Consider the following 13,803-nt stretch of genomic DNA (forward strand, 5'->3'; position numbering starts at 1 on the left):
GGAAGCGGCGCTCCAGCGCAGCGTCCTTCTCGATGTACTTGCGGTATTCGTCCAGCGTGGTCGCACCGATGCAGTGCAGCTCGCCGCGTGCCAGCGCCGGCTTCAGCATGTTGCCGGCATCCATCGCGCCATCAGCCTTGCCGGCGCCGACCATGGTGTGCAGCTCGTCGATGAACAGGATGATCTGGCCTTCGTTCTTGGCCAGGTCGTTGAGTACGCCCTTCAGGCGCTCCTCGAATTCACCGCGGAACTTGGCGCCGGCGATCAGCGCGCCCATGTCCAGCGACAGCACACGCTTGCCGCGCAGGCCTTCGGGCACTTCGTCATTGATGATGCGCTGGGCCAGCCCTTCCACGATCGCGGTCTTGCCCACGCCGGGCTCGCCGATGAGCACCGGGTTGTTCTTGGTCCGGCGCTGCAGCACCTGGATGGTGCGGCGGATTTCCTCGTCACGGCCGATCACCGGGTCGAGCTTGCCGCTCTCGGCGCGCGCGGTCAGGTCGATGGTGTACTTCTCCAGCGCCTGCCGCTGCTCCTCGGCGTTCTCCGACTGCACGTTCTCGCCGCCGCGCAGCTTGTCGATGGCCGCCTGCAGGCGGGTCTTGTCGGCACCGGCGGCGCGCAGCGCCATGCCCAGCGTGCCACCATCCTCCAGCGCCGCCAGCACGAACCACTCGCTGGCGATGAAGGCATCACCGTGCTGCTGGGCCAGCTTGTCGGTCTGGTTCAGCAGGCGCCCCAGGTCATTGCCCATCGAGACGTTGCCGGCCTGACCGGACACCTTGGGCAGTGCGTCCAGCGCCTCGGTCAGGCGCTCGCGCAGGACCGGTACGTTCACCCCGGCCTGGGCCAGCAGCGGGCGCGTGCTGCCGCCCTGCTGGTCCAGCAGCGCGCTGAACAGGTGGACCGGTTCGATGATGCTGTTGTCGCGGCCCACGGCCAGCGACTGTGCGTCTGCCAGCGCCTGCTGGAAACGCGAGGTGAGCTTGTCCATCCGCATTCGACGACCCCGATCGTTGATAAATGAAGGTGCAAGGAGGGTAGCGCCTAAGGGATATGCGACAGCCCATCAGGGAACTTCAAGGGCTAATCAAGGCTTCCCAATGGTGGCTATCCAGCCAGAACCGTATCGAATTCGCGAACAGCGTAGCCCGACGACCAACGCTCAAACAACGGCCAAAATGTCTGTGCAGACGGACAATCTGTCCAATCCAGGATCGTCACATGGAAACAACATTGTGGCGCCCAGTCTCCTGCTACGGAGGGGCCAGATGGCTCCTGAAGTACCCCGCGCCAAGCGTTCCGGGACCCTCCCGCTCTTGTTCTCGCTCGTTATCCCATCTATCGATATCCCATCTATCGATGTACTGACACATGAGTGTACTGACACATGAGGTGGTGCTATGGCAGAGAAGGACATTCCCGGCATTCGTAAGTACGACGCGCCGGCTGGTGGTTGGGGGGCACTGCGTGCAACTGCAAAGGCAATCAGTGAACAGATGGTGGCACCTGAGGCAGCCATCACGCTGTTCCGGACAAACAAGCCAGAAGGCTTTGATTGCCCAGGGTGTGCATGGCCAGATCGTAAGCACACATCGACCTTCCAGTTCTGCGAGAACGGTGCAAAGGCCGTGACCTGGGAGGCCACGAAGAAGCGGGTGACCCCGGAATTCTTCGCCGCCAACACTGTTACATCACTGTTGGAATGGACGGACTATCAACTGGAAGATCAGGGCCGCCTAACCAATCCCATGGCCTACAACCCGGAAAAGGACATCTTTGAGGCAGTTGATTGGGACCAGGCACTCAGTCGAATCGGCGAGATACTGCGGTCGCAGGCAGATCCGAACATGGTTGAGTTCTACACATCTGGCCGCGCTTCCAATGAAGCGGCCTTCCTGTACCAGATCTTTGCCCGTGAGTACGGGACCAACAATTTTCCGGACTGCTCCAACATGTGCCATGAGGCGACCAGCGTCGGGCTCCCTCAGTCGATCGGGATCGGGAAAGGAACCGTTTCGTTGGACGATTTTGATTCCTGCGAACTGATCATCGCCATGGGACACAATCCCGGCACGAACCATCCCCGCATGATGGGTACCCTGCACGAAGTATCCAGGCGTGGCGCACCCATCATCGTATTCAATCCATTGCGCGAGCGAGCACTTGAGCGCTTTGCCGATCCGCAGGACGCATTGGAGATGGCGACCTTCGGTGCAACCGAGATCGCTTCAACCTATTTGCAGCCACGTGTCGGAGGTGATGCCGCGGCGCTGAAGGGCATCATGAAGGCCCTCCTTGAGATGGATGCCATCCACGGGGAGGCCGCCAACATCCTCGATCGCGAGTTCATACGTGGGCACACGCACGGCTTTGAAGCCTTTGCTGACGATCTGCGCTCTACTGTGTGGGGCGATATCGTGACCCAGTCCGGCCTATCCGAAGACGACTTGCGCAAGGTCGCGGCAGCCTACGCCAAATCCAACGCAACCATCGTTACCTATGGGATGGGTGTGACCCAGCACAGCACGGGAACCGAGAACGTCCAGCAGATTGCGAATCTCCTTCTGTTGAGGGGGAATTTTGGGAAGCCTGGCGCGGGCATATGCCCATTACGGGGGCATTCAAACGTCCAAGGGGATCGCAGCGTCGGGATCACCGAAAAGCCCAGCGCAGACATGATCGACAGGATCGAGAAGCGATTCGGTTTCCGTGCCCCAAGCCACCACGGTCACGACGCAGTTGCTGCCATGCAGGCCATCATTGACGGCCGCTCACGGGCGCTCATATGCCTCGGTGGCAACCTCGCGGTTGCCCTGCCGGACTCAGACGCTTGCTTTGCAGGCATGCGAGGGTTGGAGCTGTCCGTGCATATTGCGACCAAATTGAATCGAAGCCATTTGCTGGTCGGAAAGAACACATTCATCCTGCCGTGCCTGGGCAGAACCGAGCAGGATCTGCAGGCGACGGGCCCCCAAGCCGTGACGGTCGAAGACTCCATGTCCATGGTGCACGCATCGCGCGGAAAGCTGAAACCCGCCTCCGATCTATTGCGATCGGAACCCGCAATCGTTGCAGGGATTGCCAGCGCGACCCTGCCGTCCAGCACGGTGCGCTGGTCGGACATGGTCGCAGACTACGACGTGATACGCGACGCAATTGAAGCCGTCTTCCCCGAGTTCTCGGATTACAACGCCAGAATTCGCATCCCTGGTGGATTCCGCCTTCCTCTCCCTCCCACTGAGCGGGTGTGGCCAACCGCCTCGGGAAAGGCAGAGTTCATCCGGTTCCAAGGGTTGGCCGAAGATCCGACACCAATCGACTCTGCAGTTCTAAAGCTCGCCACCCTGCGGAGCCATGACCAATACAACACCACGATCTACAGCCTCGATGACCGCTACCGTGGCGTGTTTGGCAGGCGCGACGTTGTTTTTATGAATGAAGAAGACATGAGCGAGCGCGGCATCCAGCAAGGCGATCAGATTCGCATAACCACTGCGCTCGACAATGAGCAAGGCCGGGTCCTGGAGAACGTCATTGCCATTGGTTACAAGATCTCCCGCGGCTCCGTGGCAACGTACTATCCCGAGGGAAATTGCCTCATTCCTTTGAACTACATTGATCCGGTAAGCGGCACCCCCTCTTACAAGTCTGTACCGGTTCATATCACTTTGGCGTAGAGGGAGCTACCCCTCACCCAGGCATCCGATGGTGTGCTCCGGATTCGGCCAAGAGTAGAAGTATGGGCCGTCTCCGTTGCACGCCTCAGCTGCGTGGTTCCCGGCCTGGGATGACGCCTACCCAGGGTCGACAGCAGCGAGTCTTGCCTCCCCCCTGTGACAGGGTGCCGATAGGATTACTGCACGCACGACGGCTCGCTTCAGCTGCAGCACGCCGATCGCCCTCCTCGCCGTGCTCTGAAGACGATATCCGTCTGAGTGGGAGCGCATAGTGTTCGATCGCTAGCATGTGCTATACGGCGCCGCAACGGTTGACTCCCCGCTTGCCCGTCGTTGATCGAGCGGCCGGAAGGAAGAGATCGGCGCGCAGGTAGATCCATCCTCCGATAGCCATGGAGCTGAGTGCAGTGTGCCCGAAGGGCGCCACTTGGCGCGGCGCGCCACTCGGCTGCGTCGCGCAGGCCGCCAAGACCCGCACAAGCAAGGAAAGGACAGCAGCTCGCCAGCCCGTCCCTGAAGCCCTCTACAGAAACCGGTGCATCACGTAGACATCCACCAGGCCCAGCGTCCCATGCCGGAACGCCTTCGGTAGCGTTCCCACCACCTCGAACCCCAGCTTCCGGTACAGCGCCACCGCCGGGCCATTGGTACTGACCACGTAATTGAACTGCATGGCCAGGAATCCTTCCGCACTCGCCCGCTCCAGGCTGTGCTCCACCAGCGCCCGGCCCACGCCTTGCCCTTGTGCCGGCGCATCCACCACATACGTGGCGCTGGCCACATGCGCCCCCAGATCAGGGAAGTTCGGGCCCATCTTGTACATGCCCACAACCCGGCCCTCCAGCATAGCTACATGAGGTGCCTGGGCCTGGAACCAGTGCGCGCGAAACGTTTCGACTCCAAAAGAGCCGGCAAAGGGCAGCGCATCCTGCGCCGCAATGGCCGCCTTGAACATGCCCCACATCGCGTCGAAATCGCCTGCACGGGCGGGCCGGATCTCCATGCGTCTCCTGCAGATCTGTGGTGATGACCAGGCCGGACACTACCAGAATCCAGCCCGTGCCCCATGGCTGCTTCACGCGCCACCGCCATCGGCTCCGCAATAGTTGTGGAAATTCCGGCCCTCAGAGCAGTAGATGTCTCCTGTTTCCGTGCACATCCCGCACCGGCTTCGACGGTGGCGCGTTCCCGCCTACGTCCTGCTGGGCATCTACCTGCTGTACCTGCTGGCCGGCAACATCTTCCTCAATTCCCCGCTGTTCGACCAGGTCACCAACCGCAAGCCGCACAAGTTCGTGATGACCACCGGCCCGGCCATCACGCTGCTGCCCGGCCATGTCATCGCCTGGAACGTGCACATGCGCGGCCACGTGAACCACACGGTCTACGTGCTGCATGCCGAGCGCGCCAGCGCCCGGTTGGCGGTGCTGCCCCTGTTCCAGCGCGAGGTACGGGTTCCGCGCTTGCAGGCGACGGGGGTTTCCGCCGAAATCAGCCGCGTCGAAGAAGCCATCCCGCCACCGCCGCGCAGCGACCGCGGCTGGACGCTCCGTTTCGATGCCATCCACAGCGACAGCATCCGCAGCGCACGCTTTGGCAAGTTGCTGATCATTGGCAAGGGCCGGGGTACGGTGGGCTTCCTCAAGCAGCTGCGCGGCGGGCCGTCGGAGCTCTTCGAATCCGAGGTGGCGTTCAGCGATGCGGACACCAGTTTTGACGGCGTGCAGCTGTTGGGCGACATGGATCTCACCGCGCGCTTCAGCTATCCGCGCCACTATCGGGACCAGGCGCCCGGTCTGGCCAAGTTGAAGTTGCTGCATGCCCAGCTCGAGGTCGACGCCCGCAGCCAGGGCCTGCGCATGGACACGGATGCCACAACGCCGAAGATCTCCAGCGCGCCCGTGCCCGGACGCCTGCAGCTGGCGCTGCACCTGATCGACGGCCAGCTGCAGCCCGGGGACCGCGCAATCTGGCAGGTGCCACTCTACCTGGGTGACGGCGCCCCCGATCGCGGCGTGCTGGCGCTGCAGTTCAATGTGTCCAACGACCTGCGCCTGCAGGCCCGCCTGCCGCCAAAGCCCGGCTCAGGCAGCGAAGTGGATGCCGATCTGCACATCAGTGGCCGGAACATTCCCTTCCAGCAGCCCGCCCAGCTGCTGGAACGCAGCTCCGGCACAGTGCGCGGCGAATGGACGTTCACTTCGCTCAACTGGATCCCTGCCCTGTTCGTTCGCAAGCCGTGGCTGCAGCTGGACGGCGGCGGCACGCTGAAGGCGGACCTGCGCGTGCGCAACGGCGAACTGATCGAAGGCAGCACCGTGGACATTCCGGCCGCCGAAGCCGTGGCCGAAGTCGCCGGCGTACGACTGGCGGGCACGGCCAGCGCCCATGGCGAACTGAAGGCCGGCAGCCCCAGCCAGGCACAGCTGGCTGTCCGGCTGCCACGATTCACTGCTCGGCCAACCGATGCCAAGGACGTGCGCCTGTTCGACGGCCGTGATCTGGCCCTGGACCTGACCGGTGATGGTCGCCTGCAGGAGCTGCGCAAGGGTGTCCGCGCGCACCTGCGCTTCAGCCAAGCAACGATTCCCGACCTGGCCGCCTACAACCGCTACCTGGACTCGCCGCAGGTGCGACTGCTCCGTGGCACCGGCAGCCTGAGCGGCGATGCCACGCTCGACACCGATGGACGCGTCGGCCAAGGCACTGCCCGGCTGCTGGGGCGCAATGCCAGCGCCAAGGTGGCAGGGCTGGACATGGGCGGCGACGTCGACGTGAAGGCAACGCTGCGCCGCGGTGACTTCAATCAGCGTCATTTCGATCTGTCCGGCACCACCGTCGAGCTGCGCAATGTGCAGGTGGCGGATACAGAGCAAACAAGCGCATGGAAAGGCCGCGTGGCCTTCAAGCGTGGCCGCATCGACGCGCAGTCGCCCTTCCAGGTCGATGCCACCACGGATCTGGATCTCAGCGATGCCCGCCCGTTGCTTGCACTGTTCGCAGAGCGTACCGACTACCCGCGCTGGACCCTGTCGCTGTTGGATTCCGGCCAGGTGCAGGCACGGGCGACGCTGCGCTGGCGCCCGGGCCATCTGATCATCGATGGATTGCAGGCCGAGAACGATCGGCTTTCGGTACGCGCGCGGCTGGATCTGCTCGACCAGCGCAAGCGCGGTGATCTCTACCTGCGCTGGGGGCTGCTGGGTGCGGGCATCGAGCTGGACGGTGACCAGCGCCAATGGCACCTGGCCAGGGCACGCGAGTGGTTTGACCAGCGACCTTCCCTGTTGCCAGCGAGCCAGGGAGCCGGTGCCGTCGGCTCTTCAGATTGAAGGCCGACAGCCTGCATCCATTCGCTGCCCCTGTGCGTAGACAGGCCGCATACGTATCAAGGAGCTGCACGGTATGAAGCGGAGTTCACAGGTTTCCGGACTTCTGGGATGGGTGGCGATCACCTTCGTTGCGGCAACCCTGGGGGCGTGGGCGTCCACGTCCGCGGCAAGCTTCTACGCCAGCCTTGCCCTCCCCGCATGGGCACCACCGGCCAGCGTCTTTGGCCCGGTGTGGACACTGCTCTACGCCATGATGGCGGTTGCCGCGTGGCTGGTCTGGCGCGAACGCGGTTGGCGCGGCGCACGGCCCGCGGTGCTGCTCTATCTGGTGCAGCTGGCCGTCAACGCGCTATGGAGCTGGCTGTTCTTCGGCTGGAAGCTGGGCGCGCTTGCCTTCGCCGACATTCTTGTATTGATCGTGTTGGTGTGCGCGACGATCGTCATGTTCGCGCGCATCCGCCGGCTTGCGGCGGTGCTGCTGCTTCCTTACCTTGCCTGGATTTCGTTCGCCTCGGCGCTCAACTTCGCCGTCTGGCGGGCCAATCCCGGGCTGCTGTGATCTCTGCTGCTCACGCCTGGGCCACGGCCTGCGGGCGCCAGGTTCGCAGCAGGGCCGGCTTGAACGCCTGCTGCCCGCAACCGGTGGGGCACCGCACTACCCGCGCCGCGGTATGGCTGACCAGGCCCTGCCCTTCTTCTGCCTTGAAGATCGTCTCGCAGGAAAGGCAACGCGCTACCAGCGAGTACAGGTGCAGCAGCCGGCCGCTGGCGGGATCCTGTAGTGCATCCACATCCAGCAGTTCAAATTGGCAGCTGTCAGGGAGCATGCGGTACTCGGGCGCGGATGCGGTCTGCAGGTTCACGGGCGTGGCATCTGTTGGAAGTGCAGTCACCGTAGGGCAGTCGCTGTCTAGCCGGCGTGCAGCGCAGATGTGCTGGCCGCGAAACCTGCACCGGCCTCCGCATCGAAATCTGCTAGGGTGCGCGCCGATGCCTACATCCATATTGCCAGCACAGCCCGATCACCCCATTGCCCTAAGCGCCGCCCTGAAAGCGCACACCCGAACGGCCCACGATCGCCTCGACCAGCACCTGTTGCAGCAACACATCTTCGCGTCGCGCCAGCGTTACCTCTGCTTCCTGCGCGTGCAATGGCACTTCCATAGCGCCGTTGCGCCGCTGTACCGGATGCAGGATCCGGGCGCGACCCGCTTGCCGCTGATCGAGGAGGATCTTCGCGACCTCGGCGCTTCCATGCCGGTACCCCATGCCTGGCAACCGCAGCCTCAAGCATTCTCGAAAGCGACCGTTCTGGGCTGGCGCTACGTGGCGGAGGGCTCGACGCTGGGAGCGTCCGTGCTGTTGAAGATGGCCGCTGCGTTGCAGCTTCATGCCGGGTACGGGGCGCGCCACCTGCGCCCTTCCAACCTCGGTGTGGCCGAGTACTGGAGACGCGAGCGGGAGGAGCTGGATGCGCTCGTTTTAAGTGGCCAGGAGCGCGCACAGGCATGCAGGGGCGCGACAGACGCCTTCCAGTTCATCCGTCGCTGCGTAGATGAAGAATTCAGGTTTGAATGAAAGCCCCTTCACATTCACGTGGTGGTATGCGGCGGCACGCTTTTGCTTCACCATCCATGCACACCGGATGCAGTGCTGGGCTGTTCCAGCCATCCACGAATCATGAGTCCCGCCCTTGACGCCTCCTGCCGAATCCGCGCACGACACTGCCTTGTCCCGTTGCGCGCGCGAACCGATCCACACCCCCGGCGCGATCCAGCCCTACGGTGTGCTTCTGGTCGTTGAACCGCAGTCCCTGCAGGTACGCGAGCGCGCCATCAGCCACCCCGGGCTGCTGAAACAGTTCGGCGAACCGTTGATGAAGCACGTCAGTGAGGTGCTGGGCGGCGTGCTGGCACCGTTCCAAGGCGCGTTGCAACAGGCGACGGTGGGCAGCAGCGCGCATGTCGGTGCCGTGCACCTGGATGGGCACGGCCGCCATCAGCTGCTGGTGCACCGCTCCGCCACGGACCTTCTGGTTGAGCTGGAAGCACCGGTTCCCGGCCAGCCCGGCTCGCTGGAAGAACTGTATCCAGCCATCCGCGAGCTGATGACCGGCATTGAATCGGCAGCGACGGTGGAAGACCTGTGCAGGCTTGCGGCCGCGCACATGCGGCGGCTCACCGGCTTTGACCGCACCCTGGTCTATCAATTCGATGCCGGCTGGAATGGCATCGTGGTGGCCGAAGATGGCAATGGCCTGTTGCCATCCTACCTCGACCTGCGCTTCCCGGAGTCGGACATTCCCGCACAGGCCCGCGAACTCTACCGCCGGAACCGGGTGCGCCTGATCGCGGACAACAACTACACCCCTGCCCCGCTGATGCGGGCCGAAGACCACCGCGAGGCGCCACCGACCGACCTGAGCCTGGCTGTGCTGCGCAGCGTGTCCCCCGTGCATCTTCAGTACATGCGCAACATGGGGACCGGGGCGTCGATGTCGGTGTCACTTGTACATGAGGGGCGGTTGTGGGGCCTGATGTCCTGCCATACCGTGCAGCCACGCCGCCTGCCCTACCACGTGCGTACTGCCTGCGAGTTCATGGGCCAGATCCTGTCGCTGCAGATCGCGCTGAAGGAGCGCGCCCGTGCAATCGAAGAGCGCGTGGCCCGGCGTTCGGTGCTGGTCAAGCTCTTGGCACGCATGGCCGGTGATGAGGACTTCATGGCTGCACTGCGCCACGACGAGGCCAGCCTGCTGTCGCTGACCGGCGCGGCCGGTGCGGCCATCGTACACAAGGGCGACTGCATGCGCGTGGGTGAGTGCCCACCGGCCAGCGACGTGCTGGCCCTGGCCGATTGGCTGGCTACCCGGCAGGCCGGGCAGGAAACCTACTGCACCGACCACCTTGCCGCCCACTGGTCGCCTGCCGCACACCTGGCCGATGTAGCCAGCGGCCTGCTGGCAGTGTCCATTTCGCAGCTGCATGACAGCTACCTGATGTGGTTCCGGCCGGAGGTGGTGCGAACCGTGCGCTGGGGGGGAGACCCCCGCAAGACCGCAGCGCCCGGCGTGGCACTGTCCCCGCGGAGCTCCTTCGATGCCTGGAAAGAGACCGTGCGGCAGCGCAGCCTGCCGTGGAATGATGCTGATTGCGATGCGGCGCACGAGATGCGCACAGCCATCGTCGATATCGTGCTGCGCAAGGCCGAGGAGATGGCGGAGCTGAACGAGCAGCTCCTGCGCAGCAACAAGGAACTGGAGGCCTTTTCCTATTCGGTCAGCCACGACCTGCGCGCCCCCTTCCGCCACATCGTGGGCTATTCGGAGCTGCTTGGCAGCTCGGCGGGCGAACGCCTCAACGAGACCGAGCGCCGCTTCCTGGATACGATCGTCGATTCGGCAAAGTCCGCCGGCACACTGGTGGACGACCTGCTCAGCTTCTCGCAGATGGGACGCTCCACGCTGGGGCGGGTGCGTCTGGACATGGCTGCGCTGGCCGAGGACGTGCGCCGGAGCCTGGCGCTGGATTACGACGGCCGCGACGTGCAGTGGACGCTCGCGCCGCTGCCGGAGGTGGAAGCCGACCCGACGATGCTTCGTCTGGTCTGGCAGAACCTGCTGGCCAACGCGATCAAGTTCACCCGCGAGCGCGAGCACGCGATGATCGAGATTGGGCACGACCGCAGCGACGACGAAGATCACTTCTTCGTGCGCGACAACGGCTGCGGCTTCGACATGCGTTACGTCGACAAGCTGTTCGGTGTGTTCCAGCGCCTGCACCACGTGGAAGAATTCGAAGGCACCGGCATCGGTCTGGCCAACGTACGCCGCATCATCGGCCGCCATGGCGGCCGTACCTGGGCCGAGGGCGAGCCCGGCAAGGGCGCCACCATTCACTTCACCCTACCCCGCTCCACAGGAGAACACCCATGAGGGACCTGCGGCCGATCCTCCTGGTGGAGGACAGCCCCAAGGATGCAGAGCTGACGATGGCCGCGCTTGCGCGCTGCCAGCTGCTCAACGATGTCATCCATGTACGCGACGGCGCCGAAGCGCTGGACTACCTGCGCTGCGAAGGCAAGTTTGCCGGCGCCATGCACGGCGGTCCGGTGGTGGTGCTGCTGGACCTCAAGCTGCCCAAGGTCAATGGCCTTGAAGTACTGGAACAGGTACGCGGCGATGCGAATCTGAGCAGCACGCCGGTGGTGATGCTGACCTCCTCGCGCGAAGAGCAGGACCTGGTACGCAGTTACGAACTGGGCGTCAACGCGTTCGTGGTCAAGCCGGTCGACTTCAAGGAATTCTTTGACGCCATCCAGGGCCTGGGCATGTTCTGGGGCATCACCAACCAGCCGCCACCGCATCGGCCCAACGGTTCGGGGCAGCGCAATGCGTGATGGATCGCGCCGCAGCGAGCGCCTGCGCATCCTCATGCTGGAGGACAGCGCGCTTGATGCGGAGCTGATCAGCGCCCAGCTGCAGCGTGCCGGCCTCGATTTCGAGGCCGAGCGCCTGTGGACCCGCAACGCGTTCATCGAGGCCATCGAAAACCGCCCGTTCGACGTGATCCTCGCCGATCATGTCCTGCCAGGCTTCGATGGTGACGCAGCACTTGCCCTGGCGCGCGAGCGCGTGCCGCAGACGCCTTTCATCTTTGTTTCCGGCACCCTGACCGAGGAACTGGCAGTACAGGCACTCACGCGCGGTGCCCGCGACTACGTGGTGAAGCAACGCCTGCAACGCTTGCCCGATGCGATCCGACGCGCCCGCCAAGAGGCGCACGAGCGTACCCAGCTGGCCAATGCGCAGGCCGCGCTGAACGAAAGCCAGGCCCAGCTGCAGATGGTGACCGATGCCGTCCCGGCGCTGATCGCCCAGTTGGACAAGGACCATCGCTACCGGTTTGCCAACAAGGCGTTCCTGGACTGGCATGGATTCAGCCTTGCAGAACTGCTGGGTCGGCCGGCTCGGGATGTCAGCGGCATTTCCGCCTTCGAGCACGCCCTGCCCAGCCTGGAACGGGTACTGCAGGGCGAGCGCACCCGCTTCCAGGTCGAACTGATCCATCGCAGCGGCGAATCACGATTCGTACAGATGGACTGCGTGCCTGAGCATGCCGCCGATGGCAGTGTGGCCGGGTATATCTGCCTGGGCAGCGACGTCTCGCTGCTGAAACAGGCCGAGCTGGCCCTGCGCGAAGACAACCAGCTGCTCGAGCAGCAGGTACAGGCACGCACGGCCGAGTTGCGCGCCAGCAAGCGGCGCCTGCAGGCGATCTTCGAATCCAGTTTCCAGCACCAGGTGCTGCTGGATCTGTCCGGACGCGTGGTCGATGCCAATGACGCGTCACTGGCCGCGGTGCTGGCAGACAAGAAGGACGTCGTTGGCCAACGCTTCGCCGAATCGGTCTGGTTCGGCACCACCGAGGGCATGGCAGCGCTGATCGATCGGGCCGTGGCCGCAGCGGTACAGGGCCGCAGTTCACTGCATGCGCTGGAACTGGAACTCCCGACCGGGCGGCGCAGCTTTGATTTCTCGTTCCGTCCACTACTCGATACGGAGGGCGTGGTCACCGCTGTGGTCTCCGAGGCCGTGGAAACCACCGCGCGCGTGCACGCTGAGCATGCCCTGCGCCAGTCGCAGAAAATCGAGGCGGTCGGCCAGCTCACCGGCGGCATCGCACATGATTTCAACAACATCCTGACGGTCATCTCAGGCAACGTCGAGCACGCCATGCTGCTCAGCGAGCGCGCGGGCGAACCCGGAGCGATGGTGAGCCGTGCGCTGGACAATGCACTGAAGGGTGTCGGCCGTGCCGCCAGCCTGACCCAGCGCCTGCTGGCGTTTGCCCGCCGCCAGCCGCTGCGCAGCCAGGCCGCCAACCTCAACGAGCGCCTGCTGGACATGCACGACATGCTGCAGCGTGCGCTGGGTGAGCTGGTGCAGTTGGAGATCCGCAGCGCCGAGGACATCTGGTGCGTCGAGATCGACGTCAGCCAGCTGGAGGCCTCTGTACTGAACCTGGCGGTGAATGCCCGCGATGCGATGCCGCACGGCGGCAGGCTGGTGATCGAGGTCGACAACAGCCACCTCGACCACGACTACGCCGCACTGTTCCCGGACGCAACGCCGGGCGAGTACGTGATGCTGCGGGTGCGTGACAACGGCCACGGCATGGACGCGGCGACGCTTGCCCGGGTCTTCGAACCCTTCTTCACTACCAAGCAGGTTGGCCGTGGCACCGGCCTGGGCCTATCGATGGTGCATGGCTTCGTCAAGCAGTCCGGGGGCCACGTGCTGATCGATTCGGTGGAAGGCGGCGGCACCAGCATCACCATGATGTTCCCGCGCTCACCGCTGGCCCTGCCCTCCGAAGCGCGCACCCCGCAGACCGGCCTGGCGAGCTACTCGCCGCGCGAGGAAACCATCCTGGTGACTGAGGACAACGACGATGTCCGCGCCTACACGGTGGATGCACTGCGGCTGCTGGGCTACCGGGTATTGGAAGCCCACGACGGCCCCTCCGCGCTGCGGCTGCTGGAACGCCCTGATACCAAGGTGGACCTGCTGTTCTCTGACGTGGTGATGCCCGGCATGTCGGGCTGGGAGCTGGTGCGTGAAGTCCGTGAGCGCTGGCCGGAAGTTGCCGTCCTGTTCACGTCGGGCTATCCGCGCGACCACGACCAGGTGGGCAGCCAGGGCCGGGCCGTTGCGCTGCTGCCGAAGCCGTTTACCCGCAGTGACCTGGCGACTGCGGTGCGCACCGCGCTGGAGGCGATGCCACACTGAG

General features: G+C 64.3%; 10 protein-coding genes. 7 read left to right on the forward strand and 3 right to left on the reverse strand.

Annotation, left to right across the window (positions count from 1 at the left end):
* A partial coding sequence (locus tag AB839_RS05860; protein ID WP_156476620.1) for a Clp protease N-terminal domain-containing protein occupies nt 1-1,000 on the reverse strand: 1,000 nt, incomplete at its 3' end.
* Nucleotides 1,001-1,403: 403 nt separating this feature from the next.
* Here AB839_RS05860 and AB839_RS05865 point away from each other — a divergent pair.
* Entirely contained in the window at nt 1,404-3,680 is a 2,277-nt protein-coding gene (locus AB839_RS05865; protein ID WP_061478654.1) for an FdhF/YdeP family oxidoreductase, read from the forward strand.
* A 523-nt stretch (nt 3,681-4,203) separates the two neighbouring features.
* On the opposite strand, the gene AB839_RS05870 is transcribed toward AB839_RS05865, so the two are convergent.
* Nucleotides 4,204-4,683 (reverse strand): GNAT family N-acetyltransferase, encoded by a 480-nt coding sequence (locus AB839_RS05870; RefSeq protein WP_061478655.1) that lies wholly within the window; start codon nt 4,681-4,683, stop codon nt 4,204-4,206.
* Nucleotides 4,684-4,816: 133 nt separating this feature from the next.
* Here AB839_RS05870 and AB839_RS05875 point away from each other — a divergent pair, with 133 nt between their 5' ends.
* Entirely contained in the window at nt 4,817-7,012 is a 2,196-nt protein-coding gene (locus tag AB839_RS05875; RefSeq protein ID WP_061478656.1) for a hypothetical protein, read from the forward strand.
* Nucleotides 7,013-7,085: 73 nt separating this feature from the next.
* Nucleotides 7,086-7,571 (forward strand): TspO/MBR family protein, encoded by a 486-nt coding sequence (locus tag AB839_RS05880; protein WP_061478657.1) that lies wholly within the window; start codon nt 7,086-7,088, stop codon nt 7,569-7,571.
* A 10-nt stretch (nt 7,572-7,581) separates the two neighbouring features.
* On the opposite strand, the gene AB839_RS05885 is transcribed toward AB839_RS05880, so the two are convergent.
* Nucleotides 7,582-7,875: a hypothetical protein gene (locus tag AB839_RS05885; RefSeq protein ID WP_061478658.1), complete on the reverse strand. Its 294-nt coding sequence runs from the start codon at nt 7,873-7,875 to the stop codon at nt 7,582-7,584.
* Between the two features lie 127 nt (nt 7,876-8,002).
* Here AB839_RS05885 and AB839_RS21010 point away from each other — a divergent pair, with 127 nt between their 5' ends.
* From AB839_RS21010 to AB839_RS05905, 4 genes are all read left to right on the forward strand, one after another.
* Nucleotides 8,003-8,590: a biliverdin-producing heme oxygenase gene (locus AB839_RS21010; RefSeq protein WP_197467670.1), complete on the forward strand. Its 588-nt coding sequence runs from the start codon at nt 8,003-8,005 to the stop codon at nt 8,588-8,590.
* A 115-nt stretch (nt 8,591-8,705) separates the two neighbouring features.
* Nucleotides 8,706-10,946 (forward strand): ATP-binding protein, encoded by a 2,241-nt coding sequence (locus tag AB839_RS05895; RefSeq protein ID WP_061478660.1) that lies wholly within the window; start codon nt 8,706-8,708, stop codon nt 10,944-10,946.
* Nucleotides 10,943-11,410 carry a response regulator gene (locus AB839_RS05900; RefSeq protein WP_049414761.1) on the forward strand — a complete coding sequence of 156 codons (468 nt, stop codon included), beginning with the start codon at nt 10,943-10,945 and terminating at the stop codon, nt 11,408-11,410. The genes AB839_RS05895 and AB839_RS05900 overlap by 4 nt, the downstream gene beginning before the upstream one ends.
* Nucleotides 11,403-13,802, forward strand: a complete 2,400-nt coding sequence (locus AB839_RS05905; protein ID WP_061478661.1) for a hybrid sensor histidine kinase/response regulator — start codon at nt 11,403-11,405, stop codon at nt 13,800-13,802. The genes AB839_RS05900 and AB839_RS05905 overlap by 8 nt, the downstream gene beginning before the upstream one ends.
* The last annotated feature ends 1 nt before the right edge of the window (nt 13,803 follow it).

It is taken from the genome of Stenotrophomonas sp. DDT-1, assembly GCF_001580555.1.
GTDB lineage: Bacteria > Pseudomonadota > Gammaproteobacteria > Xanthomonadales > Xanthomonadaceae > Stenotrophomonas > Stenotrophomonas sepilia.

Bases quoted from the DNA above. Each gene is read 5' to 3' on its own strand.
- AB839_RS05865 (WP_061478654.1), top strand. From the start codon at position 1,404: ATGGCAGAGAAGGACATTCCCGGCATTCGTAAGTACGACGCGCCGGCT.
- AB839_RS05870 (WP_061478655.1), bottom strand. From the start codon at position 4,683: ATGGAGATCCGGCCCGCCCGTGCAGGCGATTTCGACGCGATGTGGGGC.
- AB839_RS05875 (WP_061478656.1), top strand. From the start codon at position 4,817: ATGTCTCCTGTTTCCGTGCACATCCCGCACCGGCTTCGACGGTGGCGC.
- AB839_RS05880 (WP_061478657.1), top strand. From the start codon at position 7,086: ATGAAGCGGAGTTCACAGGTTTCCGGACTTCTGGGATGGGTGGCGATC.
- AB839_RS21010 (WP_197467670.1), top strand. From the start codon at position 8,003: ATGCCTACATCCATATTGCCAGCACAGCCCGATCACCCCATTGCCCTA.
- AB839_RS05900 (WP_049414761.1), top strand. From the start codon at position 10,943: ATGAGGGACCTGCGGCCGATCCTCCTGGTGGAGGACAGCCCCAAGGAT.
- AB839_RS05905 (WP_061478661.1), top strand. From the start codon at position 11,403: ATGCGTGATGGATCGCGCCGCAGCGAGCGCCTGCGCATCCTCATGCTG.